Origin of the sequence: Bradyrhizobium ontarionense (assembly GCF_021088345.1) — a bacterium.
Taxonomy (GTDB): domain Bacteria; phylum Pseudomonadota; class Alphaproteobacteria; order Rhizobiales; family Xanthobacteraceae; genus Bradyrhizobium; species Bradyrhizobium ontarionense.
In genome coordinates this window covers 3,598,502-3,625,500 of record NZ_CP088156.1, presented here as the reverse complement: position 1 = coordinate 3,625,500, position 26,999 = coordinate 3,598,502, and the positions used below count along the sequence as shown (strand labels likewise).

The following is a 26,999-nucleotide window of genomic DNA, read 5'->3' as shown; positions in this document are numbered from 1 at the left end:
CCTTTGCCCACCCCATGATTTGACGCGAACTCAGCTCCCATCCTCGAACAGCCGCTTGCTCAGGATGGCGTGGACGCCCCAATTGCCGTCGACCACTTGCGTCACGCCGAAGTCGACGGCGGCCGACATCAAAGCGATCGCCTCGTCTTCGGTCAGGCCTTTGATGTGCATCAGGAAGCGCCGCATCTTGCGGAACGCGTCCTTCATCGCGAGGTCGAGCGAGGAGGTCGCGTAGACCTCGCTCTGGCCCTGCGCGCCGAACTCGGCGAGGTAGTTCGGATGGCTGAAGCCGGTCAGCACCCAGTCGGTCTCGGTTTCGATGAGCGGGTAAGAGAGATCGGCGAAAGGTTGTCCGGCGAGCTGCGTCTTCTTGTGGAGGATGACCTGGAACGTGCCGGTCATCGAGCATTCGATCGCGGTGCCGCCGAGCTCGCCGTCGCCCTGTGTGGCGTGGGGGTCGCCGACCGACAGCAGCGCGCCGGGAACGGAGACGGGGAGATACACGGTCGCGCCCTTGCCCAGCCGCCAATTGTCGAGATTGCCGCCGAAATAGGACGGCGGAATCGAATCGACGAAATCGGCCTCGCGCGGGGCGACAGCGATCACGCCGAAATGTGGCCGCAGGGGAATGCGGATGTTGTCGAGCACGCCGTGGCGGCGCTTGATGCTGTCAGGCGCCACCGGCACGCCGGGATAGTCGTAGGTCGTATGGACGATTCCGGCGGGATCGGTCTGCGGCTCCCAGCGATAGGAATAGAGCGCGCGCGCATGCGGCTCCGCGCCATCGGCAAAGATCTCGTAGATCGTCACCGCCTCGCGCGGCTGCGGCGCGGCGATCAGCTCGTTGTAGTGATAGCCCCACCACGCCGCGACGCTGGAGCCGAACACGCGGCCTTCATGTGTCCTGCTCTTGCTTGGCCGCGGCACGATGTCGAGGATGCGCACCTCGAGCACGTCGCCGGGCTGCGCGTCCTTCACCGCGACGGGGCCGGTGCAGATGTGCACGCCAAAGCCTTCGCCGGCGCCGCGGCCGAACACGCTGGCGTCCATTGGGCCTGCGCCGCGGCGATCGACGTTCTTCTTCGCCTTGGTCCAGCCGAACACGCTGAGCGCAGCGGCATCGCCTGCGATCATCAGCTCGGGATCATCGGAGGCATGCTGGGTCAGCGTCTCCACTGTGATCGTGTCCCCGGATGCGATTTCGATCTGCGCAGGCAGCGAGCGACTGAAATAGCCCCAATGCACGCGCTCAGCCGACACCGCGAGGTGGTGATGATGGCGCTGCTGCGCGTCGTGGTCGTTGGCCGGCGCAGGAAGCGCGTTATCGGTCTTGGCGGCTGCTGAGGTCTGGCATGCGCGCTGCTGCGCCAGCGCATCCTGCGGCCAGCCGCGCTGGCCGCGCGGTGCGGCCGAGGTCACCGCCTGTTCGGCCTTCTGCTGCCGGAACTCGCGCGGCGACAGGCCGAAGCGGGCGCGAAAGCTGCGGCTGAAATGCGCCGAGTCGGCGAAGCCGTAGCGATAGGCGATCTCGGAGATCGAATGATTGGCCTCGGCCGGATTGGACAGGTCGGTCCAGGCCCGCTGCAGCCGTCGTTCCTTGACGTAATGACTGAAATTATCGCCGACGCTCTCGAACAGCTTCTGCAGATAGCGCTCGGAGATGCCTTCGGCCGCAGCCACGCGCGCCGGTGTCAGTTCGGCCTCGTCGAGCCGCCGCTCGATCGTCTGGCAGATCCGGTGCAGGATGGCGGCCTGGGTCGCGCTGCTGCCGGTGTCGGACGCTGGTGCGGCCTGCTGATGCGCGAGTGTCAGCAGGAGATCGACCAGGCTCTGCGCGACCGTGCTCCATTCGGCATCGCTCAGCGTCGCGAGCGCGCGCGCGGTGGCCTCGATCGTGCGGCACACCACGTCCGCGAGCCCGCTCGGCGCGACCACCTGCGGCTTGGCGAATTTGGGCTTGCCGCTGATGCGGCCATGCAGGGCGTCCGTCGTCACGGTCAGCACGATCGCGCGCAGGTCGCGCTGGAACGCGATGCTCCAGTCGCCAGTGCGCGGCAGCAACATCAGATGCCCTGCGGGCACGATGCGGTGGCTTTCGCCGCTGCGAAGCACGGCGCCGTCCTCGATCGCGAGCAGCGCAATCGGCAGGTCCTCATGTGTCTGCGGAACCGCAGCCACGACCTGCGAGCCGGCCGACAGCCGCGACAGCGCGATGCCGGGCGCATGGCGATGCGAGGCGGTGGCGTGGCCGTCATAGAAGGATGTTTTCGCAGCCGGCTGCAGCCCGACCGCGTTCAGCACGTCGCGCCACGCTTCGGGGCGCTCGTCCTGGGCATAGGATTCGCTGGTGAACGGACGGAAACTCATGGCACGACCTGGGTCCGGGAATTCGAAGCAACCCCCGTGCCAGATGAGCTTCACGGTCTGTCGTTTCTGCAGCCGTGTGTCGGCGTTGGTCAGTCGTCTGCTCCCAAGCTTATTGTCGTCGGTGCTGTCGCCACATGCGCGGTCTGTTCCCCTCCCCCTTGCGGGGAGGGGTTAGGGGTGGGGGTCCACGGCGGCGGTGTCGCTTGGGGCACCCCCACCCCAGCCCTCCCCCGCAAGCGGGGGGAGGGAGTGCACCGTCTGCGCCGCCAGAGCTCGTGTCGCCACCGAAATCAATCACACCGGAACACGTTCTTCCGGATCGTGCCGTGGACGCCCCAATTGGCGTCGACCACCTGGGTAACGCCGAAATCAGCACCGACCGACAGCAGTGAGATCGCCTCATCCTCGCTCAGATGATGCACGGTCATCAGGAAGCGCCTGAGCTTGCGGAACGCGTCGCGCATGGCGCGGTCGAGGCTGGAATGGTTGGCGATTTCGGTCTGCGCGTTGGCGCCGAGCTCGGCGAGATAGTTCGGATAGGTGAAGCCATACACCGACCAGGCCTGGTCGGTCTCGAGCAGCGGATGGGTGAGGCCTTCGAGCGGCGTGCCGCCGAGGTCGCTCTTCTTGTGAAGGATGAACTCGAAGTCGCCGGTCAGCGACGTTTCGATCGCGGTGCCGCCGAGCTCGCTGTCGCCTTGCGCGGCATGGGGATCGCCGACAGAGAAATAGGCGCCGGGCACGGCGACCGGATAGTACATCCGCGCGCCCTTGCCGATGCGCCAGTCGTCGATGTTGCCGCCGGTATAGCTCGGCGGAATCGAGGAGACGTAGTCCGCCTCGGAGGGCGCGAGCCCCATGGTGCCGAAATGCAGCCGGGCCGGCACCTTGATACCGGGCAGGATGTTCTCGCGCTTCTTGATCGTACCGTGATCGACCGGCACGCCGGGATAATCGATCGTCGCATGCACGATGCCGTCGGGGTCGGTCTGCGGCGTCCAGACATAATTGTAGACCGCCTTCGCGAACGGCTCGCCCGAGGTGTCCAGCTCGAAGATGGTGATGACCTCGCGCGGCTTCGGCTCCTCGATCAGGTCGTGATAGTGGAAGCCCCAATTGGCCGCGGCGTTGGAGCCGAAGCATTTGCCGGCATGGCAGCCGCACTGGCTCGGCCGCGGCTTGATGTCGAGGATGCGCACCTCGAGCACGTCGCCGGGCTCGGCGCCTTCGATCGCGACCGGGCCGGTGAGCAGATGCACGCCGACGCCTTCACCGGAGCCGCGGATGAACGGCCCTTCGGTCGGTCCCGCGCCGCGCCGCGCCACCGCCTTGTGCTCTCTGGTCCATTTGAACACGCTCTCGGCGCCGGGATCGTCCTTGATCATGCGCTCATAGTCGTCATTGGCATGATGCGTCAGCGTCTCGATCGTGGCGCGGTCGCCGGAGCGCAAAGTGAGCGCCGGCGTCACCACCTTGGAGAAATAGCCCCAGTGGATGGTCTTCGGGGACACCGGCAGCAGATGGTGTTTCATGCGAGAGCCTCATGAAAGATCGGACGCGAGATCGTTGATGTTGACGTGGAGGATGAGCTCATGCGACGGCGTCCTTCGGGCGCTCGGCATCCATCACCGAGAGGAAGCGCGCCGTCAGCGGATGACGCGGATTGGACAGCACTTCGTGTGCCGGGCCTTGTTCGAGGATGACGCCGCCATTGAGGAAGGCGACGCGATCGGCGACCTCGTCGGCGAAGCGAATCTGATGCGTCGAGATGATCATGGTGAGACCGTCGTCGATGGCGAGGCGGCGGATCACCTCCAGCACCTCGCCCACGAGTTCGGGATCGAGCGCCGAGGTCGGCTCGTCGAGCAGCAGCACGCTCGGATTCGGCGCCAGCGCGCGGGCGATGGCGACGCGCTGCTGCTGGCCGCCGGAGAGATGCCGCGGCAGCGCATTGGCGCGATGAGAGAGGCCGACGCGGTCGAGCAATTCTGCGGCGCGGCGCTCGGCCTCGAAGCGGCCCAGGCCGTGCACCCAGCGCAACGGACCGGCGACGTTCTCCTTCGCGGTCAGATGCGCGAACAGGTTGAACTGCTGGAACACCATGCCGACGCCGACATTGGCGCGCTCATTGGCGATCGCGCGCGGCGTCAGCTTGCGCCCCTTCTCGTCGAAGCCGAGACGACGACCGCCGACGCGGATCTCGCCGGAATCCCAGTTCTCCAGGTGATTGATGCAGCGGAGCAGCGTGCTCTTGCCGGAGCCGGAGGGACCGAGCAGCGCGATCACCTCGCCGATGCGCACGGTGAGATCGAGCCCGTCGAGCACGGTGTTGCCGTCATAGGCCTTGCGCAGCTCCTTGACCTCGACCGCGATATTGTTGCGGGCGATGGTGGCGGCGCGCCGGGCGCGATCCTCGACGGTGAGCGCGAGCGGCGGCGTGTCCTTCAGCTCGGCCGGCTCGGGTAGTGTGATCTCGGCTGGTGCCTTCGCGGCCAGAGCTAGGTTGGTGGCCAGATCGACGCGGCGCCAAGGGAGATAATCCGCGAGCTTGCGCTTGCTGCTGCTGCGGTCGAGGTCGAGCAGCCATTCCAGCGCGAGCTGGATGGCGCTGATGGCGCCGGTCAGCACCAGATAGAGCAGGCCGGACGCGAAGAAGATCGAGAAGAAGTCGAAGGTGGAGGACGCCAGCTGCGTCGAGCGCAGCGTCAGTTCCTGCACGGCGATGACGGAGGCGAGCGAGGAGTTCTTCAGCGCGCCGACGGCCTCGTTGCCGAACGCCGGGATCATGGTGCGGATTGCCTGCGGCGCGATGATCCGGCGCATCAAGACGCCCGGCGTCATGCCGAGCGCCTGGCCTGCCAGCAGCTGGCCGCGATCGACGCCCCGCACGCCGGAGCGCAGCATCTCGGCGATGAACGGCGCCTCGTTGCAGGCAAGCGCGAGGCCGGCTGCCAGCACCGCCGGCAGCTTGATGCCGATATGCGGCAGCGCGTCGTAGGCGAACACCATCTGCAGGATCAGCGGCGTGCCGCGGAAGATCACGGTGTAGCCGCGCGCGATCGCCGCCAGCAGCCAGAACCGGCTGAGCTGCATCGAAGCGAGGATCAGGCCGAGGAGTAGTCCGCCGATCAGGCCGAGCGCGGTGACCTGCAGGGTCAGCTCGATGCCCTGCAGCAGATACGGCATGCTGAGATAGTGCAGGAAGAGGGACATCGGTGATCAGAGCCTGATGAGTGCCGTAGGGTGGGCAAAGGCGCAGAGCGCCGTCCCCACCGCGGCGTTCCGGAGGAGCGATGGTGGGCACGCTGCGCTTTGCCCACCCTACGAGATTGAACTCATGGCGCGCGGCGAAGGCAGTGCTCAACTCTCCCCGCCTGCGGGGAGAGGTCGGATTGCATCGCCAGATGCAATCCGGGTGAGGGGGTACAGGTCTAACCGCAGACACTTCCCGTGCGGCTGCCCCTCATCCCAGCCCTCTCCCCGCAAGAACGGGGAGAGGGAGTGCAGTGCCTTTGCGGATACAGCGTCGAGTCAAACGAAACGTGCGCGCTTAGTCCGCCGTCAGAATATCCGGCTCCTTGAAGTTCGCCGGGTCGAGCTCCCACTTCTTCAACAGCTCCTGGTGGATGCCGGCCTTCTGCACCTCGATCAGGGCGGCCAGCACGGCGTCGCGGAATTTCGGCTTGTCCTTCGGCACGGCGATGCCGACCGAATACGGGATCGTCACGGCAATCGCCTTCTCCAGCTTGTCCGGATAGGCCTTCACCGCCTGGTCCACCGTGTTGACGTCGTTGACATAGGTGTCGGCGCGGCCGGCGAGGATCGCCTGGATGCAGTTGGCGTTGTTGTCGTAGAGCTGCAGGGTCGGCTCCGGCTTGCCTTCGGCCTTGCACTTCGGCGCGAGGTCCTGGATCAGCGGCACCTCGACATAGCCGGTGTTCTCGGCGGCCGCCGCGCCGCACATCGTCGTGTTGATGCCGGTGATGCCCTTCGGATTGCCCTTGGCGACCAGCACGCCGTCGAACACCTTGGAATAGGTGATGAAGTCGGCGGCCTTGGCGCGCTCCTTGGTGGCGTAGATGTCGGAGATGACGATGTCGGCCTGGCCACTCGCCAGCGTGGTCAAGAGTGCTGCGAACGTCACCGGCTTGTAGGTCAGCTTGAAGCCGAGGCAGTCGCCGATCGCCTCTCCCAGGTCGATGTCGAAGCCGACATATTTGCTCGGGTCCTTCGGGTCGATCGCTTCATAGCCCGGGGTGTGCGGGTTGATGGCGTTGACGAGCGTCTTGCCGCTCCAGTCCGGGTATTTCTCTTTCAAAGCCGCGCAGCCCGCGGGTGTCGCGGCGTGCGCATCGATGGGGGCGAGAAGTCCTGCCACGATGACGGCGCCGAGCGCGGCAAGCCACGCGCGCCGCGCTCCAGTGAATAGCCTCGTCTGCATGTTGCCAGCTCCTTCGAACGGTGATGTCGCGCTGGTCCGGCGGTGCATTGGTGCCGTCGCTCCGGTCCAAGCTCGAAGGCAAGCTTAGGTGCGGGCATGCATGGATGACTTGTCCGTGGGCGCACAAAATATTGGATCGTGCCGGTGCAAGAATTGAGCAGGCCTTGCCCAAAACCGCGCCGCTGCGTCGGAACGCCGCGCGCGCCCGCGGCTTGCCCGTGACGGTCCGAAATTCTGAAAAGCGAAATTTCTCGCAGCGGCGACGAGCGCGGCGCACGCAGCGCTAGCGCCAAGATGGAAGTAACGGCGAGCTACGCGCCAGGATCGCAACACCGCCGCGTCGATCCGCCCATGCGTATGTGCATTGCGATAACTCATGCCACAGGCTTGGCGGCGGCGGAGCGGCCGACTACGATGCCGCCGCTCGAACCACTGATAGCAGTGGAATTCTACTCGTTGAGGTGTCCGCAATGCTGTTCCGTTTTACGGGACAACTGTCACTCGGCCAATTCGCAGTGCGGACACTGATCGTCGTCGCCTATGCCGTCATCTTTGCGCCTGTCGTCATGATCGTGGTGACGAGCTTCTTCGCGCAGGAGATCGTGAGCTTCCCGCCGCCGGCGCTGTCGCTCAAATGGTATGCGAACGCGCTGAGCAAGCCGGAATTCTTGCGCGGCCTGGTGACGAGCTTCCAGGTCGCGCTGCTCGCGACCGCGATCGGCGTGCCCCTCGGCACCGCAGCGGCGCTCGCCATCGTGCGCGGCGAGTTCCGCGGCCGCCAGGTGCTGAGCTCGTTCCTGCTGGCGCCGCTGGCCGTGCCCGGCGTGGTCGCCGGCTCCGGCCTCTACATGTTCTACGTGCTGGCCGAGGATCTGCTCGACCGCGACATCAAGGCGACCACGGAGGGCCTCGTCGCGGCGCATACGCTGCTTGCCATTCCGTGGACGGTGCGGCTCGTCGTCGCCAGCCTGCAGGGGCTCGACCGCGCCGCCGAGGAGGCCGCGGCCAATCTCGGCGCGAGTCCTCTCACCGTGTTCCGCCGCATCACCCTGCCGATGATGCGATCGGGCATCGTCGCAGCGGCGATGTTCTCCTTCATCCAGAGCTTCGAGAACCTCGATCTGTCGATGCTGCTGGTCGGACCCGGCCGGATCACGCTGCCTGTCGCCATGCTCAACTATCTCGAATTCCGCATCGATCCCACACTGGCCGCTGTTGCGACCGTGCAGATCACGCTGGTCGGAATCCTGATGGTGGTGACCGACCGCTTCGTCAAATTGTCGCGGGTGGTCTGATGGCGCAACTCACCATCGAGAAGCTGACCAAGCGCTTCGGCACGTCGATCGGCGTCGAAGGGCTCGATCTCGCCGTCAACGAGGGCGAGCTGGTCGCGCTGCTGGGCCCGTCCGGCTGCGGCAAGACGACGACGTTGCGAATGGTTGCCGGCTTCCTGCCGCCGTCGAGCGGTCGCGTGCTGTTCGACCGCGAGGACGTGACCCATCTGCCGGCCTACAAGCGCGCCACCGGGATGGTGTTCCAGTCCTACGCGCTGTTTCCGCACATGAGCGCGGCGGAGAATGTCGGCTTCGGCCTGGAGATGCGCGGGCTCAACGCGGCCGAGCGCAAGACCAAGGTCGCCGACGCGCTCAAGCTGGTGCGGCTGTCGCATCTCGCCGAGCGGCTGCCGCGGCAATTGTCCGGCGGCCAGCAACAGCGCGTCGCGCTGGCGCGGGCGCTGGTGATCAATCCGCGCATCTTCCTGCTCGACGAGCCCTTGTCGAATCTCGATGCCAAGCTGCGCGCCGAGGTGCGGCTCGAGATCCGCGCGCTGCAGCAGCGGCTCGGCCTGACCACCTTGATGGTGACGCATGACCGCGAGGAGGCGCTGACGATGGCGGACCGTCTCGTGGTGATGGAGGGCGGACGCGTGCGTCAGGTTGGCACGCCGCAGCAGCTGTATGATTCGCCGAAGGATGCGTTCGTCGCCGACTTCGTCGGCCGCTGCAACATCCTGGCGGGCCGGCGCGAGAGTGAAGGCCAGTTCCGCACCAGCGGTGGCCTGCTGCTGCCGGTCGATGTCGCCGGCGACGAACGCGACGATGCCGACGCGTTCGCGTTGCGTCCCGAACGCATTTCCGTCTCGCCCGGCGAGTCCGGCGAGGTTCGCGGGCGCGTCCAGGCCGTGACCTATATGGGCGCGCAGACCGAGTATGTGGTGGCGATCGGTGACGAGACGCTGGTTGTTGTTCGCCCGACGCCCGATGCCGGCGAGCCGCTGGCAGCCCTCAAGCCCAACGATCCGGTGTCGCTGCAGTGGGACCGCAAGGCCCCGCGTCTCGTGCCGCAAACATCTTCGTAAACCATTCCATCCAGAGCGAGAGGTTTTCTCATGATTTCGCGACGTCACTTTCTCTCCGCCAGCGCCGGCGTCGCCGCGCTGGCCTCCGGCATGCCCACCGCGCGCGCCGAGGGCGGACAGGTCGTGGTCGGCACCTGGGGCGGCGACTACGGCCAGCTGCTGTCCGACATCATCGACAAGCCGATCATGGCACCGAAGGGTTTTGAGGTGGTGCAGGACGTCGGCAATGCCGATCCGCGCAAGACCAAGCTGATCGCCGAGCGGCAGAGCCGCCGTGGCTCGATGGACGTGTCCTGCCTCTCCGACAACGACGCCTACATCGTGTCGCAGTCCGGCGTGTTCGACACGATCGATCCGGCGCAGGTCAAGCGGCTGGACAAGGTGTTCCCGGAGCTCCGAAGCGAGATCGCGATCCCGCACATCTATTCCGCCCAGGTGATCCTCTACAACACCAACCAGGTGAAGACGCCACCGCAGTCGTTTGCCGACCTGTGGGACCCGAAATGGCGCGGCCGCATCGGCCTTGCCGACATTCTTTATCCCAACAACACGCTGGCGGCGGCGCTCGCCGGTGGCGGCGGTGTCAGCAATCTCGATCCGGCCGAGAAGAAGCTGATGGAATGGCGCTCGCTCGACGTGAAGATCTATCCGTCGAACGAGGCCTTGGCCGCGGCGCTGAAGTCGGAGGAGGTCTGGATCACCACGATGTGGCTCGCTCGCGGCTTCATGTGGAAGAAGTCGGGCATTCCGCTCGCCCATGTCGTGCCGAAGGAAGGCACGCCGGCGATCGTGTTCCAGGCGTCGGTGCCGAAGAACGCGAGGAACAAGGCGGGCGGCTTCGCCTATCTCGACGCGATGCTCGACGCCAAGGCGCAAGGCGGCTTCGCCGACAAGATGGGCTATGTCCCGACGGTGACCGACGCCGTGCTGCCGGAGGACCTTGCGAAGCAGGTCAGCCTGACCGAGGCCGAGCGCGCGCGGCTGTTGAAGCCCGATTATGCCTACGCCGCCGGGCGTTCGCAGCGCACGCTCGACTTCTGGAACAAGGAGTTCAAGGCGTAAGGATTGATCACGATGGCGCTGCTGGTCGTCCCTGCCTGTCTGCTGGTTCTGGCTTTGTTGATTGGGCCGATGATCCTGATGTTCCGGATCTCGCTCAACCAGTTCAGCCCGACCCAGCTGATGGTGCAGGCGCTGTCGCCGGACAACTATATCAAGGCTGCGACTGATCCGTACTATCAGCAGATCATCCTGGCGACCTTGGGCATCGCGCTATTGTGCACGGTGCTGACGCTGATCCTGGCGTTCCCGGCGGCCTATTGGCTCGGCCGCATGGAGAGCCGCTGGAAGAGCCTCGTCGTCATCGCGACCTTGTTTCCGTTGCTGGTCGGCAACGTCGTGCGCTCGGCCGGCTGGATGGCGCTGTTCGCGCGCGACGGGCTCGTCAACACGGTGCTGATGAAGCTCGGCGTGGTCTCCGCACCATTGGAGATCATGTACACGACCAAGGCCGTCATCATCGGCATCATCGCCGTGGTGCTGCCCTACATGATCCTGACGCTCTCGGCGGTCATCGAGAGCATTCCGCGTGATCTCGAATATGCCGCGGCCAATCTCGGCGCCTCCGGCGCGCGCGTGTTCTGGCGCGTGATCCTGCCGCTGTCGGGACCCGGCGTCGCCGCCGGCTCGATCCTGGTGTTCGTTTTGTGCATGAACACCTATGCAACGGCGGTGCTTCTCGGCGGCCCGCGATTCAAGATGATGGCGCCGGCCGTCTACGACCAGTTCGTGCGCGGCAACAACTGGCCGATGGGCGCCGCGCTCGCCTTCATGCTGCTCGCGGTCACCATGGCGTTCACGGTGTTCGGCAGCGTCGCCTTCGCGCGGCGGTACAGGACGGGGTAGCTGGATGTTTGAGGCGAGGACCCCGCGGCGGGCTCGCTGTACCTCGCCCCGCTTGCGGGGAGAGGTCGGATTGCATCCTCAGATGCAATCCGGGTGAGGGGGTACAGGTCTCACCACGGACACTTCCCGTGCGTCTGCCCCTCACCCCAACCCTCTCCCCGTAAGAACGGGGAGAGGGAGCGCACCGTGCGCTTGGCTGGCTGATTGGAATAAAGGAAGAATGGCATGACCGACCAAACCACGATGCTGCCGGGCGATGAGCTCGCCTTCATCAGGAACAAGGGCGCGGCGCCGATCGTGCCCATGGCAACCACGCGTGACCGCGGCATCGGGCCGTTCAAGCGGCTGGCGCTGCGCAGCGCCACCGTGATCGACGGCACCGGCGCGCCGCCGATCGGCCCTGTCGACATCATCGTCGAGAACGGCCGCATCGTCAGCATCAAGAAGGTCGTCGGCTATGGCTATGGCGGCAATCCCGGCGAGCCGGCCGATCACGAGATCGACTGCCGCGGCAAATGGGTGACGCCGGGCTTCGTCGACTGTCACGCCCATGCCGGCGTCGCCTATCATTCCGCCAACGGCTGGGTGCCGCCGGTCGACTACGTCTACAAGCTCTGGCTCGCGCATGGCGTCACGACGGTCCGCGAGATGGGGTCGATGAACGGCCTGTCGTGGATGCTGGACCAGAAGCAACGCGCGGCCGACAACACCATCGCCTCGCCGCGGCTGCTCGCCTATGCCTATTTCCCGGCGGTCAACGACATGGTCAAGACCATCTACACGCCGGAGCAGGGCCGGACCTGGCTGCGTCAGGTGAAGGAGCGCGGCGCCGACGGCATCAAGTTTTTCGGCGCACCGCCGGCGATCATGGAAGCCGCGCTCGACGAGTGCAAGACGCTCGGCTTGCGAACCGGCTGCCATCACGCCCAGATGGCGGTGTCGCGCATGAACGCGCTGACCACCGCAAAATGGGGCCTGACCAGCGCCGAGCATTATTACGGCCTGCCGGAGGCGCTGTTCGAGGATCGCGTGATCCAGAACTTTCCGCTCGACTACAACTATACCGACGAATATTTCCGCTTCTCGGTGTCCGGTCAGATGTTCCGGCAGGGCGCCGAGCCCGGCTCGGCCAAGTGGAACGAGGTGCTGGAGCAGTTCCTGGAGATCGGCTTCACCTTCGTGCCGACATTCACCATCTACGACGCCAATCGCGACCTGATGCGCGCGCGCCAGGCCTATTGGCACAAGGAATATACCTGGAAGTCGATGTGGGACTACTTCACGCCGCAGCGCGGCGGCCACGGCTCATACTGGTATCGCTGGTCGACCCAGAACGAGATCGAGTGGAAGGAGAACTACCGGCTCTGGATGGCCTTCATCAACGAGTACAAGAATCGCGGTGGCCGGGTCTGCACCGGCTCGGATTCCGGCTTCATCTATCAGATCTTCGGCTTCGGCTATATCCGCGAGCTGGAGCTGCTGCAGGAGGCCGGCTTCCATCCGCTCGAGGTGATCCGCTCGGCAACCTCGCAAGGCGCCGCGCTGTGCGGCCTCGAGGGCGAGGTCGGCACCATCGACATCGGCATGCGCGCCGACATCCTTGTGCACGACCATAATCCGCTGACCGACTTCAAGCTACTCTACGGCACCGGCGCGATGCGCTTCAACGACGCGACCAACGCGGTCGAGTGGCATCGCGGCCTGAAATACACGATCAAGGACGGCATCATCTACGACACCGAGGAGCTGCTGGCCGACGTCCGTGAGCTGGTCAAGGCGAGCTGGGAGAGCGACGTGCCGGAGAAATACGCCACCAAGGATAAGACGAAGGACGCCGCGGCGCCATGAGCGCCGGCGGGCTGGACTTCTTCGTCCTCACCGGCTTTCTCGGCTCCGGCAAGACGTCGTTGCTGCGCGATGTATTGAGCGCGGACACTGCATCCGACACCGCTGTGATCGTCAACGAAGCCGGCGAGGTCGGGCTCGACGGCGTGCTGCTGCGCGAGAGCGGCGACGACGTGCCGCTGGCGATGCTGTCGAACGGCTGCGTCTGCTGCCAGGCCGGCAGCGATCTCGCCTTCACCATCGACCGTCTGATCATGGCGCCGCGCCCCGATGGTCTGCCGCCGTTGCGGCGGATCATCCTGGAGACATCCGGTCTGTCGATGCCGGGCCCGGTGCTGCGCCAGCTCGCGACATTGGCCGAGCACCATCTGCGCGTGGCCGTGATCGCGACCTATGACCTCACGCGCGGGCTCGCCGTCGCGACGTTCGAGGAAGCCGTAGCGCAATGGGCCGCCGCGCATCGCATCGTCGCCACCAAGGCCGATCTCGCGCCGCAGGCGCTGACCGAAGCGCCGGTTGCGATCGCGCAGCTCAATCCCGTCGCCGAGGGCATCGTCAACGCTGATCGCGCCGCCCTCGCGTCGGCTGCCTTCGCACCACTGGCGGCATCACTGCCACTCCGCGACGTCGCGCCTGATCTGGCCGCCGCGCATCCGCGGCTCGCGCTCTGTCTCGTCCGCCCGCCGGCTGAGATCGCTTATGCCGATCTCGCCAGCTGGCTCGACAATGTGGCGGGCGCGCTCGGCGAGCGGCTGCTGCGGATCAAGGGCCTCGTGAAGGTTCATGAGGCGCCGGGTCCGCTACTGGTGGAAAGCGTCGGCACCATGTTCTCGCCGCCGCGGCAGCTTTCCGCCGCCAATCCACCAGCGCCGTTCATCGTCGTGATCGCGCGCGACATCGTCCGCGCCGAGCTGGAGCAGGTCCCGCCTTCGGATCTCTTCGCCTTCTCCTGGCGCGATCCAGACAGCGGCGCAGCACAGCCGCGCGGCATCCGCGCCGAATGGGTGACTTAGGCCGCAAGGCGCTGATCAGCTCGTCCCGATCGTGCTCAGGCTGCGCGAGGGATAGCGCAGGGCGACGTCGAACGGGTTGAGCTTGCCCGCCAGCGCCCGCGCCTCGCTCTGCAGGATCTTGACCACGTGTGGCAGGCGGTCGGCATTCAGCCGCTCCGCGAGTGTGCCGACGCTCAGCGCCGCAACAGCGCGCCCCTGCGCGTCGAGCACGGGCACGCCGAGACCGGCCATGCCGGGAATGAGCCCGGTGCTGGTGTTGACCCAGCCCTGCGCGCGCGCCTGCGCCAGCGCGCTGCGCAACGAAGCCTCGTCGAGAAAGCCGCGATCGAGCAGGCGCGGGATGTTGAAGCGGATCACCGCTTCCTGCTCGTCCGCGGGCAGGTTGGCGAGGATCGCGAGACTGCCTTGGCCCAGCCCAAGCGGCACTTTGCCGCCGATGTCGCCGGTGAAGGAGCGGATCGGAAACGGGCCCTCGACACGATCGAGGCAGACGGCGTCGAAGCCGTTGCGCACCAGCAGGAAGATCGTGTCGCTCAGGGTCGCCGACAGGCGCAGCAGCGCGGGACGCGCCGCATCGCGCAGGCCGCTGGCCTGGCCGGCGCGTGCAGCGAGCACGTAGAAATCGAGCGCGAGGCGATAACGCTTGCCGGCGACCTGCTCGGCAAAGCCTTCGGCAGCGAGATCCTGCAGCATGCGATGCGCGGTCGGCTGGCTGCATCCGGCCGCCTCGGCGATGTCCTTCAGCCGGAGTCCGGCCGGGTCGCCCTCGGCCAGGATGCGCAGCAGCCTGAGGGCACGGCGGAGGCTTGAGGCTGAGTCCTGTTCAGGCAAGCTCATCGTTTTTCTGAATGATGGAAATCATTAGCCATCTTAAATTCTATATAGCTGAATTCTAGCAAGATAAATTCAGAATAGTTGAATTCGTCGTTGACCTGTCACATCGCGACCCCGCATGAAAAGGTCCCAGGGAGGCAATCCTGCTGATGGCGCAGGGATCCTCTCCCGCGCGAGGACGCATGGGTTTCCTGACGCTGGATGGTCTGACCAGGCTCTATGGGGATGTCGCTGCGGTCAGCGACGTCAATCTCAGCGTCGCCAAGGGCGAGTTCATCTCGCTGCTCGGCCCCTCCGGCTGCGGCAAGACCACGACCTTGCAGATGATCGCCGGCCTCGTCGAGCCGACGTCGGGCCGGATCACGCTGGATGGCCGCGACATCACCCATGAGAAGCCGGACCGCCGCGGCCTCGGCATCGTGTTCCAGAGCTACGCGCTGTTTCCGCACATGACGGTGGCGCAGAACGTGTCCTTCGGGCTCGAGATGCGCAAGGTCGCACGGGCCGAACGCGAGGCGCGCGTCAGCCAGGCGCTGGCGCTGGTGCAGCTCGCAGCGCTCGCCGACCGCTATCCGCGCCAGCTCTCCGGCGGCCAGCGCCAACGCGTGGCGGTGGCGCGCGCGCTCGTCATCGATCCGCCGGTGCTGCTGCTCGACGAGCCCTTGTCCAACCTCGACGCCAAGCTGCGCGAGGAGATGCAGTTCGAGCTGCGCGGCATCCAGCAGCGCGTCGGCACCACCACGATCATGGTGACGCATGACCAGAGCGAGGCGCTGTCGATGAGCGACCGCGTCGTGGTGATGGAGCAGGGGCGCATCATGCAGGTCGATGCGCCCTATCGGCTGTATGAAAGCCCGGCGACGCCCTTCATCTCCTCCTTCGTCGGCAAGATGAACCGGCTGCCTGGCGTGTGGCGCCATGGCGGCGTCGAGATTGGCGGACGCGTGCTGCCTTGCGAGAGCGCTGGTCTCACAGATGGCGATGCCGCCGTGCTGACGATCAGGCCAGAGAAGATCAGTCTGAAGGCACATGGCGCTGGAGTCCTTGACGGCCGAGTCAAAGGCCGCTTCTTTCTCGGCAGCGCCTGGTTCTTTACCGTAGAGACGCCGGCCGGCTCGATCGGCGTGTCGCTGCCGAATCTTGGCGGGGAGCCCGCGCGCGAGGGCGATCGGGTCGGGCTCGACTGGACGGGGGGCGGCGCCAAAGCCGCGAAGCCGGATGGAGCGCAGCCGGCATGAGCGGTACGCGCGCCGGCACGGCACCATGGCTATTGGCGGCGCCAGGCGCGCTGCTGTTCGCCGCGCTCGTCGTCGTGCCGCTCACGCTCACCCTGATCCTGTCGTTTCACGTCTATGATGCCGCCAGCGGCGTCAAGGACCAGACCACGCTGGCGCACTATACAGCGATCCTCTCCGACAGCTACTTCCTCAACATCTTCTGGCGCACCCTGCGGCTCGCCGCGTTGACCACCCTGATCTGCGCTATAATCGGCGCGCCCGAGGCCTACATCCTGGCGCGCATGCGCGAGCCCTGGCGCTCGGTGTTCCTGCTCGCGATCATCGGCCCACTGCTGGTGTCGGTGGTCGTGCGCACCTTTGGCTGGAGCATGCTGCTCGGTCCCTCGGGCCTCGTGAACGAGGCATTCCGCGCGCTCGGCCTCGGCACCGTCAAGATCCTCTACACCGAGACGGCGATCGTGATTGCGCTGGTCCATGTGATGCTGCCGTTCATGGTGATCCCCGTCTGGACCTCGCTGCAGAAGCTCGATCCGATGGTGGAGGCGGCGGCATGGACGCTCGGCGCCTCGCGCTTTACGGCGCTGCGTCGCGTAGTCATGCCGCAGGTGACGATGGGCCTGCTGTCGGGCAGCCTCGTCGTGTTCGGCCTGTCCGCGTCCGCCTTCGCGATCCCTGCGCTGCTCGGCGGCCGCCGGCTGAAGATGGCGGCGACGCTGGTCTATGACGAATACATGCACGAGCTGAACTGGCCGCTAGGGGCGGCCATCGCGATCCTGGTGCTGACCATCAACCTCGTGATCATGCTGGCGTATCAGCGCGTGGTCGAGGCGCGCGCCAAGCGGACATTGGGGTGAGCGGCATGCGCCACAATGGTCCGATCGCGCTGCTCTTCCATACCCTGGTGGTCGGCTTCGTGCTGGCGCCGCTGGCCGTGATCTGCCTGGTCGCGTTCACGCCGGCCAACACATTGACCCTGCCGACCACACAGGTCTCGCTGCGCTGGTTCACGGCCGTGTTCGCGCATCCGGATTTCGTCGCCTCCTTCCTCAACAGCCTGTGGGTGGCGGCCATCGCCGCAACGATCGCGGTCGTGCTCGCAGTCGCCGCCGGCCTTGCGCTCGCTCGCTACGATTTCCGCGGCCGCGCGGCTTTGAACGCACTGTTCCTGTCGCCGCTGATGATCCCACATCTCGTGCTCGGCGTCGCGCTGCTGCGGCTGTTCGCGCTGGTCGGGGCCACCGGCAGCTTTCTGTGGCTGACGGCGGGGCACATCGTCGTGGTCACGCCCTATGTGCTCAGGCTCGTGCTCGCGGCGCTGTCCGGTCTCGATCGCAGCGCCGAGCAGGCGGCGGTGACGCTCGGCGCCTCCAGCTGGATCGTGTTCCGCCGCATCACCGTGCCGATGATCCTGCCCGGCATCACCGGCGGCTGGCTGCTCGCCTTCATCAATTCCTTCGACGAGCTGACGATGTCGATCTTCATCACCTCACCTGCGACCATCACCTTGCCGGTGCGCATGTACATGTATGCGACCGAGTCGATCGATCCGATGATGGCCGCGGTGTCGGCGTTGATGATCGCGGTGACGGCGGCGGCGATGCTGCTGCTCGACCGCATCTTCGGCCTCGACAAGATCCTGGTCGGGCAGGGCTGAAGGACAACCGTGATGCCGCTGCTTCATCGCCTCGTCCGCAACGACAGCCCCGCGATCTCGTTCCTGATCGACGGCGAACCCTGCGAGGGCCGCGCCGGCGACACCGTGCTGACGGCGGTGCTCTGTCATTCCGAACGGCTGCGCGACAGCGAGTTTTCCGGCGCGCCGCGCGCCGGCTTCTGCCAAATGGGCGCGTGCCAGGATTGCTGGGTGCAACTCGCCGGCGGCGAGCGGCTGCGCGCCTGCACCACGCCGCTCGCCGCGGGCATGCAGATCATCACCACCCGAGGGCGCAGCCATGGCTGAGCGCGCACCACCGCTGATCGTCGGCGCTGGCCCGGCTGGCATTCGTGCCGCGATGACTCTGGTGGCCGCCGGCCTGCGGCCGATCGTGGTCGATGAGGGCCACGCCTGTGGCGGTCAGATCTATCGCCAGCCGCTGAGCTCCGATGGACGCGATGCCGAGGCGCGCTACGGCTCGGAGGCCGCGAAAGCGTTGCGGCTGCATCGCGACTTCGCGGCCCTCGATACGCTGATCGACTATCGGCCCCGTTCGTTGTTGTGGAATCTGCGCGACGGCGCGGGCGATATTCTGCGCGACGAAGGCAGCCAGCGCGTCAGGTATGACGGGCTGATCCTTGCGACCGGCGCCACGGATCGCGTGTTGCCGATTCCCGGCTGGACCCTGCCCGGCGTGTTCACGCTCGGCGGCGCGCAGATCGCGCTGAAGGCGCAGGGCTGCGCGATCGGCCGGCGCGTAGTGTTCGCCGGCTCCGGCCCGCTGCTCTATCTCGTCGCCTGGCAATACATGAGGGCCGGCGTCGAGGTCGCGGCCGTGCTCGATGCCGCGCCGCTGTCGGCGAAATTCAATCTGCTGCGCGCGCTGCCGCTGTCGCCCGGCATCGTGCTGCGCGGCGTGCGGATGGCGGCGGAGTTGAAACTGCGCGGCACACGCGTCGTATTCGGTGCTGATCGCCTCGCCATCGAGGGCGAGGGCAGGGTGGCGCGCATTGTCTATCAGGCGGGTGGTCGCGCGCACGCGATCGCTTGCGACGGCGTTGGCTATGGGCTGAACCTGCGCTCGGAGACGCAGGCCGCCGATCTCGCCGGCTGCGCCTTTCACTTCGAACCGCGCGACCGCGCGCACCTGCCGGTGCGCGACGCCAGCGGCCGCAGTAGCGCGGCAGGCGTTTATCTCGCCGGCGACGGCGCCCGCATTGCCGGCGCGGATGCGGCCGAGCGTGCCGGCGAGCGCGCGGCGTTGGCGCTGCTGGAAGACCGCGGCCTGCCGCATGACAGCAGCCGGGCCGCCGTGCTCGAACGCGAGTTGCAGCGGATCGACCGGCTGCGCGACGTGCTCGAAGCCGCGTTCCCCTATCCCTCGCATTGGGGTGGCGACATCGCGGACGACACGCTGCTCTGTCGTTGCGAGGAGATCAGTGCCGGCGAAGCGCGGCGCGCGGTCAGCGATTTTTCGCTCACCGAGATCAATCGACTCAAGGCAGTGACGCGCATCGGCATGGGCCGCTGCCAGGGCCGCATGTGCGGCGCTGCCGCCGCGGAGCTGCTGGCTGCGCAAACCCGCCGTGACATCGGCGCCGTCGGGCGGTTGCGCGCGCAGGCACCAATCAAGCCGATTCCCCTTGCTGCCGGCCTATCCGTGCACGAGAGGCAGCATGACCCGGCGCATTGACTGCGATGTCGCGATCATCGGCGGCGGCCTGGTCGGCAGTTCTGCGGCGCTGGCGCTGCGCGGCATGGGCTTCTCCGTCACCTTGCTGGACAAGGGCTTTTGTGGCGCGCAGGCGAGCGGGGTCAACTACGGCGGTGTGCGTCGGCAGGGCCGTCCACCCGAGCAGCTGCCGCTGTCGCAGCGCGCGCACGCGATCTGGCCGCGGCTGAAGGCATTGATCGGCATCGACGGCGAATTCCTGCGCTCCGGTCATCTGAAGCTCGCGCGCAGCGCGGCCGACATGGCGAGCCTCGAGAGCTATGCTGCCGACGTCGCGCCGTTCGGGCTCGCTCTCGAGCTGGTCGGTCACAACCAGCTGCGCGACCGCTTCGGCGTCGCCGGTGAGGTCATTGGCGGCTCGTTCTGTCCCGGCGATGGTCACGCCAATCCGCGGCTGGTCGCGACCGCTTTTGCCGCGGCAGCGCGCCGCGCCGGCGCCGAGGTGCTGGAGAACACGAAGGTCATCGGTCTCACCAGAAACGGCGCGGGCTTTGCGCTCGAGGCCGAGGGAGTGAGTGTCACCGCGCGCACCGTCATCAACAGCGCCGGCGCCTGGGCCGACAGCTTCGCCCGCGCGTTCGGCGAGCCGGTGCCGCTGGAGCGCACCTATCCGTCGATGGTCGTGACCGAGCCGCTCGATCCGTTTCTCGGCGTCAACATCGGCATCGAAGGCGGCGGCATTTACGCGCGACAGGTCACCCGCGGCAATGTCGTCGTCGGTGGCGAGCGTGCCTTGCCACTCGACGATCCCGATTACTCGCGTCCACGCAGCGACGGCGTGCTCACCATCATGCAGCGCGCCAGCGAATTGTTCGGCCCGCTCCGCCACGCCCAGGCGATCCGGTTCTGGAGCGGCACCGAGGCCACGATGCCAGACCGCAATCCGGTGATCGGACCGAGCGCGACGACGCCGGGTCTCATTCACGCCTTCGGCTTCTCGGGCGCCGGCTTCCAGATCGCGCCGGGGGTCGGCGAGGTCCTGGCTGAGCTCGTGCGCGACGGCCGGACGGCCACCCCCATCGACGTATTCGCGATCACCCGTTTTCCACCCGCATCGCAGCCGGGCGATGCATCTCAAGCAGCAATGACGACAGGATCGAAGGAGACCTCGCCATGATCGATGCTCGCGCCGCGCTCGGCTCAGCCCTCGCGCTCGTGCTTGCCACCGCCTCCGTGCATGCCGAAACAAAGACGCTCTATGTCGGCATGAACGGCGGCAATTTCGAACGCACCTACACACAGGCGGTGTTTCCGGATTTCGAGAAGGCCAACGACGTCAAGATCGTCGTCGTACCCGGAACCTCCTCGGAGATCCTCGCCAAAGCGCTCGCGGCCAAGGACAAGCCGCAGATGCACATCATGTTTCTCGACGACGGCGTGATGATCCGTGCGGCCGGTCTCGGCCTTTGCGAGAAGCTGAAGCCGAGCGAAGCGCTGGCGCAGCTCGAGCCGTTCGCGCGGCTCAAGGGCGACATCGCCGCCGGCGTCGACATCGGCATGACCGGGCTCGCCTACAACAAGAAGCTGTTCGACGAAAAGGGCTGGCCGGCGCCGACCTCGTGGCTGGATCTCGCCGATCCCAAATACAAGGACAAGGTCGTGTTCCAGTCGGCCTCGGTGTCGACCTTCGGCCTGCATGCCTTCCTGATGTTCAACCGCATCAATGGCGGCAGCGAGGCCGATGTCGAGCCGGGCTTCAAGGCATTCCCCGATTCGATCGGTAGGAACGTGCTGGAATACATCCCGAACTCGGCCAAGATCTCCGAGATGGTGCAGACCGGTGAGGCCGCGATCTTTCCGCTGACGCCGACCGCGGTGTCGACCCTGAAGGAGAAGGGCATCCCGGCTGAATATGCGCAGCCCAAGGAAGGCTCTGTCGTGCTGATGGTCGCGGAGTGCGTGATCGCCAACAATTCGGAAGCGGAGCTGGCGCAGAAGCTGGCCGCCTATCTGTTGTCGCCGGAGGCGCAGGCCAAGGCGCTGGCGGCCGGCAACATCGTGCCGTCCAACACGACCGCCAAAGCCACGACGCCCGCAGCCGAGCAGAAGCTCGCGACCTTCCACGGTTATATGAAGAACGCGATCACGCTGGACTGGGACGTGATCAACGCCAAGCGCGCCGAATGGAATACGCGCTGGAACAGGATGATCGAGCGGTGAGCGACACATTCGTAGGTTGGGCAAAGACGTTCCGAGCGATGCAACGCATCGCTTGGAACGACGTGCCCACCGTGCCAACGACGACTTCGCCGTGAATGGTGGGCACGGCGCGGTCAGGCAGCGCCTATGCAGACGCGGAGGACGGGCGCGCCTTTGCCCACCCTACATTGTCGCGCTATGAACTACCCCGCCGGATAGCTCATCGCATACGCCTCCGTCAGCACCTCATCGAGCCGCCGTCCGGCGTTGAAACCTGACAGCGTTGCGGGACGGGCGAGGCCCGGCAGCAACCGGCTGTCCGGCTCCGGCGCGCCGATCACCGTGCGCACCGGGATGCGCTCGGCATAGATCGCCAGTGCGTAGTCCTCGTCGTCGTCGATGACACCGGCGGCGCGGACCTTGGCCGAGGCCTTCTCAATCTCCATGCTGACGACGGCGGTGGCCTTCAGCTCCTGCTCCGTGGTCGGGCGCAAGGTCGCGGTGCGGCCGGGAAACAAACGGTCGACCATCATCGTCAGCGCGCGTGACTTCTCGGGCTCATCCTCGATCAGCTTGGCATGGCCGAACGCCATCACCGAACGATAGTCGGCGGAGTGATGGAAGGCGCTGCGCGCCAGCACCAGGCTGTCGAGCTGGGTCACGGTGAGACAGGCGGGCTGTCCCTCGGACAGGTTGCGCAGCATGCGGCTCGCGCTCGACCCGTGCCAGTACAGCGTGGTCCCCTCGCGCCAATACAGCGTCGGCGTGCAGTAGGGCTGCCCGTCGATGACATAAGAGACGTGACAGAGCGCGGCGGAGTCGAGCAGCGCATGGACCGTGGCGTGATCATAATGGGCGCGCTGATGCCGGCGCTTGATGCGGTTGGTGTCGTCGACGGGATAGCTCGCCGCTGGCTGCTCGGACATCGTCAATCTCCTGTTTGAGACGGCTTGATGCCATGGCAAAGTGGTCGCTGGGAGTTCCACTTCGATGCCAAATCGAACAACCACTTCGCGGCGGCGGGACGACGTGCTGGCGCTGCCGATCCGTCTCGACCGCACCATCCGCAGCCAGTCGCAGCAGGTGCACGGCGCGCTACGCTCAGGCATCGTCGACGGCCTGCTCACACCCGGCCTGCGGCTGCCGTCCACGCGCGGGCTCGCCGAGCAGCTCGGGGTCCGGCGCAATGCGATCGTGGCGGCCTATGAGCAGCTGCTGTCGGACGGCTTGGTCGAGCCGCGGCACGGCGCCGGCACCTATGTCGCAGCCCAGTTGCCGATGCCGCCGGCTGCTGCGCCGGTGGCGGAGCTCAATGTTCGGATTCCATCGCGCCGGCCGTTCGCACTCGGTTTCACGCTGGTCGATTCGGTCCTGCTGAGGCGGCTCGCGGCGGCCAGCCGGCGGCGCATCGCGCTGGCCGCTCCCGATGAGCTCGGCTACGGCGATCCGCGCGGCAGCATGCATCTGCGTACGCAGGTCGCGCACTATCTCGCTGCCAATCGCGGCGTGCGCTGCGATCCCAGCTGTATCCTGATCGTGAGCGGCACGCAGCAGGGCCTGAGGCTGTGCCTCGATGCACTGCTCGCGCCGGGCGATGCCGTGTGGTTCGAGGACCCCGGCTACCATGCGTCCCGCCACACGCTGCGGGCGACCGGGATGACGCTGGTGCCGGTGCGGGTCGACGGCGAAGGCATCGTGGTAAGCGCAGGCGAAAAGACTCATGCACCGGCGAAGGCCGCCTATGTCACACCGTCACACCAGTTTCCGACCGGCGTCCCAATGAGCATGGCGCGGCGGATCGCGCTGCTGGACTGGGCGCGCCGGGCCGGCGCCTACATTTTCGAGGATGACTATGACAGCGAGTACCGCTTCGCCGGCCCGCCGCTCACGGCGCTGGCCGGCATCGGCGGTGAGCGCGTGATCTATCTCGGCACCTTCGCCAAGACGCTGTTTGCGGGCCTGAGGCTCGGCTATCTCGTCGTGCCGCCGGCGCTCGTCCCGCGCGTGGTGGCGGCACGCGCCGCGCTGGACCGCTTCCCACCTGCCTTCATGCAGGAGGCGCTCGCCGATCTCATGGCCGAGGGGGTGATCGCAGCCCACATGCGGCGGATGCGCCCGCGTTATCGGCAGGCGCGCGACGTCGTTGCGGAGGCGCTCGTCAAGCATGCCAAGGGCTGCCTGCAACTGGCGGCGCCTGCTCAAGGGCTGCATCTGCTGGCGACCTTGCCGCCCTCAGCGCCGAAGGGCGCGGCGAAGCTGATCTGCGAGCGGGCCGGTATCGAGTGCCGGTTGTTGTCGGACGCGCGGATCGTGCAGCGCGGCCCCGACGGCTTCATCCTGGGCTATTCGGGCTTTGCGGCGAAGGATCTGGCCGACGCCGCTAGGCGGCTCGGGCGCGCGGCATCCGATATTCTTGCGGGCGAGCCACGCTCGCGCTGAGCTCATTGATAGGGATTGTGCTCGGCGTTGGTCATGGTCTGGCGCACCCGGCGGAGCGTAATCGGCGTGCCGTCCGACACGAACTGCAGCTCGTAGGTACGGCCGGACTCGTCCTTGGCGGAGCAGGTGACGCTCGTCACCTTGAGCATCGCGAAATTGCCGACCTGCCGACACACGCCGGACGAGCCTTGCGCCGCGGGCACCGGGATGCCGTCCACCTTCGGGCGATGCTTCGAGTTCAGGAGCATGCGATCGATCGGCAGCTCGTAGACGTTCTGAATCGACCTTCGGCCATTGACCCCGGAGAACGCGATGATGTGGCTCTCATCGGCGGGATCGTCGAGAGCGACGGAGAAATGGGCACGACCTTTCTCGCTATGGAAGAAGGCGACGGTCTTGCAGGGAAATTCGCGGCCGTCGACCTTCAGGGTACGGCAGGTGCCGGACATCAGCGCGTAGAGATCGATATCGGGCCGCTCCTCCGGCGAGCTCGCAGCCGCCAGCGGTTGTTCGGCCAGGCAGGGCGTGACCAGGAGCAGGCCGAGCGCGGCGGCAGCGAGGCGGGAGAAGTGCAAGGGCATCCGCGGGGTGAGCCTGAAGGGAATCATGTCTGCGCAGCAGGTTAAGCGATGTGTCAGCTTTGCGGCAAAATGAGGTCCGACATCGGCTGGCGCGGCCCACCTTCGATCGCGCCGACCGCCGACCTGCGCTGCAGCGCGTCGATGGTTGGTATCGATCGATGCGGCAAAAGCAATGGAATGTTCCGCGCGCACCTTTTATGGGATGGGTACGGCCGATCGTCGGCCCAATACAAGAACGATACGGAGGAAGCTGATGACATTGTCGCGTCGCGACATTCTTTCGGGTGCGCTGGCCGGATCGGGGCTCGCGATCTCGGGGCAGGCGAGGGCGCAATCCTTTGCCTTCAAACCGAACCAGCGCTATCCCGATCCCGCGGTCGAGATCCTCGATCCCAGCTTTGCCAAGTACCGCCTCTACAGCTCGACCGTCGAGCAGGTCGCCAGCGGCATGCGCTGGGCGGAAGGCCCGGTGTATTTTCCGGACGAAGGCTATCTGCTGCTCAGCGACATTCCCAACAACCGGATCATGAAATACAGCGAGAAGGACGGAAGCTTCACCGTCTTCCGCAGCCCCGCCAACTACGCCAACGGCAACACGCGTGACCGCCAGGGCCGCCTCGTCACCTGCGAGCATTCGGTGACGCGCCGCATCACCCGCACCGAGAAGAATGGCTCGGTGACCGTTCTGGCCGACAGCTTCGATGGCAAGCGGCTGAACGCGCCGAACGACATCGTCGTGAAATCGGACGATACGATCTGGTTCACCGATCCGCTGTTCGGCATCAACGGCAATTGGGAAGGCTTCAAGGCCAAGCCGGAGCAGGCCAACACCAACGTGTTCCGCATTGGCACCGACGGCAAGCTCACCGCCGCCATCACCGACCTCGTCAATCCGAACGGGCTCGCCTTCTCGCCGGACGAGAAGAAGCTCTATGTCGTCGAGTGGAAGGGGACGCCGAACCGCAGCATCTGGAGCTATGACGTCAACGCCGACGGTACGGTCGGCAACAAGACGAAGCTGATCGATGCGGCCGACCAGGGCGCGCTCGACGGCTTCCGCGTCGACCGTGACGGCAATCTCTGGTGCGGCTGGGGCTCGAACGGCGCGCTGGCATCCGAGCCGGTCGATCTCAACGGCCACAAGGTGTACCCGCTCAAGGGCAAGTCCGAGGATCTCGACGGCGTCATGGTATTCAATCCACAGGGCAAGCCGATCGGCTTCATCCGTCTGCCCGAACGCTGTCCGAACCTGACCTTCGGCGGCCCCAGGGGCAATCGGCTCTACATGGCGGCGTCGCATTCGCTCTACGCGCTCTATGTCGAGGCGGAAGGCGCGGTGTAGCGCGTTCGCCAGCATCCGGGTGTTGTCGTTCGTCATTGCGAGCGAAGCGACGCAATCCAGAGTCTCGTTGCGAAAGGAACTGGATTGCTTCGTCGCTTTGCTCCTCGCAATGACGTTCATTCGTGGGCCGCTATTTGCCCGCCTGCACCTTCTGTTTCCACAATGCCCAGGCGCGGTCCATGATCACCATGTTGACGCCGTCTGCCTTGGTGGCCTCCTCGGCGCTGAGATAGCTGACATCGGTGCCGAGCCCGATGGCCTGCGCCTGCAGCTTCGCATTCACGTCGGTGTAGTAGGCGCGGAACACGGCGACCTTCACCGCGGCGCCGACCGTGACGTCGCCATGGCCGCGCATCAGCACCACTGATTTGTCGCCGAGCGCGGTCGCGAGCGATTTGCCGATCGCGTTGTTGCGCACCAGCATATCCGTCGCGCCGAACTCCTTGCCGATGTCCCAGACCGCTGCGCCGGCGCCGAGGAAGGCGGCGTTGTGATAGAGCGGCCTCAAGGGTGTCCGGCTGACGCTGAAGGGCACGACGCCCGGCGAATGGGTGTGCACGACCGCCTTGACGTCCGGGCGCGCCCTGTAGATCTCGGCATGGATGAAGCGTTCGAGAAAGACGGTGCGGCCGCGGGCATCGACCGCCTCGCCGTTCTCGTCGAACTCCATGATGTCGTCGGCCGTCACCTGCGCCGGCGCGATCGAGCGCGCCATCAGGAAATGGCTGGGGTTGGTGGGATGCCTCGCACTGACATGGCCGAAGGCATCGACGACGCCGAGATCGGCGAGGATGCGGCTGCCGACGGCGATGTCGTCGAGCAGCTCACGCGGGACGGATGCGATGGAATCCTGGGCGCGTGAGGGGGCGGCAGAGAGGAGGAGGGCTGCGACAGCAACTGCGGCAAAACAACTGACGTTGGACATGTTGTCGTTCCCCTCCCTGGTCTTCGTTGATCTAGGTTTGTCGCCTCAGCATACGCGTCATTGCGAGCGAAGCGAAGCAATCCAGTTCTGTCCGTTCGGGACTCTGGATTGCTTCCGCCTACGCCCGATGGGCTTCGGCGGACACGTCGCTTCGCTCGCAATGACGGGGATGGGTCTGAGTGAAG

At 66.3% G+C, this 26,999-nt stretch carries 23 protein-coding genes; 15 read left to right on the top strand and 8 right to left on the bottom strand.

Going from position 1 to position 26,999, the window contains the following annotated elements:
• Positions 1–30 precede the first annotated feature (30 nt).
• The 4 genes from LQG66_RS16365 to LQG66_RS16350 form a co-directional block, all read right to left on the bottom strand.
• Complete coding sequence (locus LQG66_RS16365) at positions 31–2,367, bottom strand: acetamidase/formamidase family protein (RefSeq protein WP_231327228.1); 2,337 nt, start codon at positions 2,365–2,367, stop codon at positions 31–33.
• A 290-nt stretch (positions 2,368–2,657) separates the two neighbouring features.
• Positions 2,658–3,899 (bottom strand): acetamidase/formamidase family protein, encoded by a 1,242-nt coding sequence (locus LQG66_RS16360; protein ID WP_231327227.1) that lies wholly within the window; start codon positions 3,897–3,899, stop codon positions 2,658–2,660.
• A gap of 58 nt (positions 3,900–3,957) precedes the next feature.
• A complete protein-coding gene (locus LQG66_RS16355; protein ID WP_231327226.1) occupies positions 3,958–5,580 on the bottom strand; it encodes an amino acid ABC transporter permease/ATP-binding protein in 1,623 nt (540 codons plus the stop codon).
• A 337-nt stretch (positions 5,581–5,917) separates the two neighbouring features.
• The gene (locus LQG66_RS16350) at positions 5,918–6,808 is read right to left on the bottom strand and encodes an ABC transporter substrate-binding protein (protein ID WP_231327225.1); all 891 of its coding nucleotides are present in this window, start codon (positions 6,806–6,808) and stop codon (positions 5,918–5,920) included.
• A 470-nt stretch (positions 6,809–7,278) separates the two neighbouring features.
• Here LQG66_RS16350 and LQG66_RS16345 point away from each other — a divergent pair, with 470 nt between their 5' ends.
• The 6 genes from LQG66_RS16345 (at position 7,279) to LQG66_RS16320 (ending at position 13,930) form a co-directional block, all read left to right on the top strand.
• Complete coding sequence (locus LQG66_RS16345; RefSeq protein WP_231327224.1) at positions 7,279–8,103, top strand: ABC transporter permease; 825 nt, start codon at positions 7,279–7,281, stop codon at positions 8,101–8,103.
• Entirely contained in the window at positions 8,103–9,167 is a 1,065-nt protein-coding gene (locus LQG66_RS16340) for an ABC transporter ATP-binding protein (protein WP_231327223.1), read from the top strand. Before LQG66_RS16345 ends, LQG66_RS16340 begins: the two co-directional genes overlap by 1 nt.
• 30 nt (positions 9,168–9,197) lie before the next feature.
• Positions 9,198–10,229, top strand: a complete 1,032-nt coding sequence (locus LQG66_RS16335; protein ID WP_231327222.1) for an ABC transporter substrate-binding protein — start codon at positions 9,198–9,200, stop codon at positions 10,227–10,229.
• A gap of 12 nt (positions 10,230–10,241) precedes the next feature.
• A complete protein-coding gene (locus LQG66_RS16330; protein WP_231327221.1) occupies positions 10,242–11,072 on the top strand; it encodes an ABC transporter permease in 831 nt (276 codons plus the stop codon).
• Positions 11,073–11,297: 225 nt separating this feature from the next.
• On the top strand, positions 11,298–12,920 hold the full coding sequence (locus LQG66_RS16325; protein ID WP_231327220.1) for an amidohydrolase family protein: 1,623 nt from the start codon (positions 11,298–11,300) through the stop codon (positions 12,918–12,920).
• Positions 12,917–13,930, top strand: a complete 1,014-nt coding sequence (locus tag LQG66_RS16320; RefSeq protein WP_231327219.1) for a CobW family GTP-binding protein — start codon at positions 12,917–12,919, stop codon at positions 13,928–13,930. Before LQG66_RS16325 ends, LQG66_RS16320 begins: the two co-directional genes overlap by 4 nt.
• Before the next feature lie 15 nt (positions 13,931–13,945).
• Here LQG66_RS16320 and LQG66_RS16315 read toward each other — a convergent pair whose 3' ends face one another.
• Positions 13,946–14,767, bottom strand: a complete 822-nt coding sequence (locus LQG66_RS16315; RefSeq protein WP_231327218.1) for an IclR family transcriptional regulator — start codon at positions 14,765–14,767, stop codon at positions 13,946–13,948.
• Between the two features lie 179 nt (positions 14,768–14,946).
• On the opposite strand from LQG66_RS16315, the gene LQG66_RS16310 reads away from it, so the two are divergent.
• The 7 genes from LQG66_RS16310 to LQG66_RS16280 are packed head-to-tail and all read left to right on the top strand — an operon-like array spanning position 14,947 to position 21,548.
• Positions 14,947–16,002: an ABC transporter ATP-binding protein gene (locus tag LQG66_RS16310; RefSeq protein ID WP_231327217.1), complete on the top strand. Its 1,056-nt coding sequence runs from the start codon at positions 14,947–14,949 to the stop codon at positions 16,000–16,002.
• A complete protein-coding gene (locus LQG66_RS16305; RefSeq protein WP_231327216.1) occupies positions 15,999–16,856 on the top strand; it encodes an ABC transporter permease in 858 nt (285 codons plus the stop codon). Before LQG66_RS16310 ends, LQG66_RS16305 begins: the two co-directional genes overlap by 4 nt.
• A 5-nt stretch (positions 16,857–16,861) precedes the next feature.
• Positions 16,862–17,656, top strand: a complete 795-nt coding sequence (locus LQG66_RS16300) for an ABC transporter permease (protein ID WP_231327215.1) — start codon at positions 16,862–16,864, stop codon at positions 17,654–17,656.
• 12 nt (positions 17,657–17,668) lie between these two features.
• Complete coding sequence (locus LQG66_RS16295; protein WP_231327214.1) at positions 17,669–17,962, top strand: (2Fe-2S)-binding protein; 294 nt, start codon at positions 17,669–17,671, stop codon at positions 17,960–17,962.
• A complete protein-coding gene (locus LQG66_RS16290) occupies positions 17,955–19,349 on the top strand; it encodes an FAD/NAD(P)-dependent oxidoreductase (RefSeq protein ID WP_231327213.1) in 1,395 nt (464 codons plus the stop codon). The genes LQG66_RS16295 and LQG66_RS16290 overlap by 8 nt, the downstream gene beginning before the upstream one ends.
• Entirely contained in the window at positions 19,333–20,505 is a 1,173-nt protein-coding gene (locus tag LQG66_RS16285) for an NAD(P)/FAD-dependent oxidoreductase (protein WP_231327212.1), read from the top strand. Before LQG66_RS16290 ends, LQG66_RS16285 begins: the two co-directional genes overlap by 17 nt.
• Entirely contained in the window at positions 20,502–21,548 is a 1,047-nt protein-coding gene (locus tag LQG66_RS16280; RefSeq protein ID WP_231327211.1) for an ABC transporter substrate-binding protein, read from the top strand. Before LQG66_RS16285 ends, LQG66_RS16280 begins: the two co-directional genes overlap by 4 nt.
• 182 nt (positions 21,549–21,730) lie before the next feature.
• On the opposite strand, the gene LQG66_RS16275 is transcribed toward LQG66_RS16280, so the two are convergent.
• Entirely contained in the window at positions 21,731–22,453 is a 723-nt protein-coding gene (locus LQG66_RS16275; protein ID WP_231327210.1) for a pyridoxamine 5'-phosphate oxidase family protein, read from the bottom strand.
• A 64-nt stretch (positions 22,454–22,517) separates the two neighbouring features.
• Between LQG66_RS16275 and pdxR the strand changes: the two genes are divergently transcribed.
• Positions 22,518–23,966 (top strand): MocR-like pyridoxine biosynthesis transcription factor PdxR, encoded by a 1,449-nt coding sequence (gene pdxR / locus LQG66_RS16270; RefSeq protein WP_231327209.1) that lies wholly within the window; start codon positions 22,518–22,520, stop codon positions 23,964–23,966.
• Positions 23,967–23,968: 2 nt separating this feature from the next.
• Here pdxR and LQG66_RS16265 read toward each other — a convergent pair whose 3' ends face one another.
• The gene (locus LQG66_RS16265) at positions 23,969–24,547 is read right to left on the bottom strand and encodes a hypothetical protein (RefSeq protein WP_231327816.1); all 579 of its coding nucleotides are present in this window, start codon (positions 24,545–24,547) and stop codon (positions 23,969–23,971) included.
• A 253-nt stretch (positions 24,548–24,800) separates the two neighbouring features.
• Between LQG66_RS16265 and LQG66_RS16260 the strand changes: the two genes are divergently transcribed.
• Complete coding sequence (locus LQG66_RS16260; protein WP_231327208.1) at positions 24,801–25,889, top strand: SMP-30/gluconolactonase/LRE family protein; 1,089 nt, start codon at positions 24,801–24,803, stop codon at positions 25,887–25,889.
• 130 nt (positions 25,890–26,019) lie between these two features.
• Here LQG66_RS16260 and LQG66_RS16255 read toward each other — a convergent pair whose 3' ends face one another.
• Complete coding sequence (locus tag LQG66_RS16255) at positions 26,020–26,814, bottom strand: class II aldolase/adducin family protein (RefSeq protein ID WP_256460624.1); 795 nt, start codon at positions 26,812–26,814, stop codon at positions 26,020–26,022.
• Between the last annotated feature and the right edge of the window lie 185 nt (positions 26,815–26,999).

Bases quoted from the DNA above. Each gene is read 5' to 3' on its own strand.
- LQG66_RS16285 (WP_231327212.1), top strand. From the start codon at position 19,333: ATGACCCGGCGCATTGACTGCGATGTCGCGATCATCGGCGGCGGCCTG.
- LQG66_RS16320 (WP_231327219.1), top strand. From the start codon at position 12,917: ATGAGCGCCGGCGGGCTGGACTTCTTCGTCCTCACCGGCTTTCTCGGC.
- LQG66_RS16315 (WP_231327218.1), bottom strand. From the start codon at position 14,767: ATGAGCTTGCCTGAACAGGACTCAGCCTCAAGCCTCCGCCGTGCCCTC.
- LQG66_RS16330 (WP_231327221.1), top strand. From the start codon at position 10,242: ATGGCGCTGCTGGTCGTCCCTGCCTGTCTGCTGGTTCTGGCTTTGTTG.
- LQG66_RS16290 (WP_231327213.1), top strand. From the start codon at position 17,955: ATGGCTGAGCGCGCACCACCGCTGATCGTCGGCGCTGGCCCGGCTGGC.
- LQG66_RS16365 (WP_231327228.1), bottom strand. From the start codon at position 2,367: ATGAGTTTCCGTCCGTTCACCAGCGAATCCTATGCCCAGGACGAGCGC.
- LQG66_RS16260 (WP_231327208.1), top strand. From the start codon at position 24,801: ATGACATTGTCGCGTCGCGACATTCTTTCGGGTGCGCTGGCCGGATCG.
- LQG66_RS16340 (WP_231327223.1), top strand. From the start codon at position 8,103: ATGGCGCAACTCACCATCGAGAAGCTGACCAAGCGCTTCGGCACGTCG.
- LQG66_RS16305 (WP_231327216.1), top strand. From the start codon at position 15,999: ATGAGCGGTACGCGCGCCGGCACGGCACCATGGCTATTGGCGGCGCCA.
- LQG66_RS16360 (WP_231327227.1), bottom strand. From the start codon at position 3,899: ATGAAACACCATCTGCTGCCGGTGTCCCCGAAGACCATCCACTGGGGC.
- LQG66_RS16295 (WP_231327214.1), top strand. From the start codon at position 17,669: ATGCCGCTGCTTCATCGCCTCGTCCGCAACGACAGCCCCGCGATCTCG.
- LQG66_RS16355 (WP_231327226.1), bottom strand. From the start codon at position 5,580: ATGTCCCTCTTCCTGCACTATCTCAGCATGCCGTATCTGCTGCAGGGC.
- LQG66_RS16335 (WP_231327222.1), top strand. From the start codon at position 9,198: ATGATTTCGCGACGTCACTTTCTCTCCGCCAGCGCCGGCGTCGCCGCG.
- LQG66_RS16300 (WP_231327215.1), top strand. From the start codon at position 16,862: ATGCGCCACAATGGTCCGATCGCGCTGCTCTTCCATACCCTGGTGGTC.
- LQG66_RS16265 (WP_231327816.1), bottom strand. From the start codon at position 24,547: ATGCCCTTGCACTTCTCCCGCCTCGCTGCCGCCGCGCTCGGCCTGCTC.
- LQG66_RS16255 (WP_256460624.1), bottom strand. From the start codon at position 26,814: ATGTCCAACGTCAGTTGTTTTGCCGCAGTTGCTGTCGCAGCCCTCCTC.
- LQG66_RS16275 (WP_231327210.1), bottom strand. From the start codon at position 22,453: ATGTCCGAGCAGCCAGCGGCGAGCTATCCCGTCGACGACACCAACCGC.
- pdxR (WP_231327209.1), top strand. From the start codon at position 22,518: ATGCCAAATCGAACAACCACTTCGCGGCGGCGGGACGACGTGCTGGCG.
- LQG66_RS16310 (WP_231327217.1), top strand. From the start codon at position 14,947: ATGGGTTTCCTGACGCTGGATGGTCTGACCAGGCTCTATGGGGATGTC.
- LQG66_RS16350 (WP_231327225.1), bottom strand. From the start codon at position 6,808: ATGCAGACGAGGCTATTCACTGGAGCGCGGCGCGCGTGGCTTGCCGCG.
- LQG66_RS16325 (WP_231327220.1), top strand. From the start codon at position 11,298: ATGACCGACCAAACCACGATGCTGCCGGGCGATGAGCTCGCCTTCATC.
- LQG66_RS16280 (WP_231327211.1), top strand. From the start codon at position 20,502: ATGATCGATGCTCGCGCCGCGCTCGGCTCAGCCCTCGCGCTCGTGCTT.
- LQG66_RS16345 (WP_231327224.1), top strand. From the start codon at position 7,279: ATGCTGTTCCGTTTTACGGGACAACTGTCACTCGGCCAATTCGCAGTG.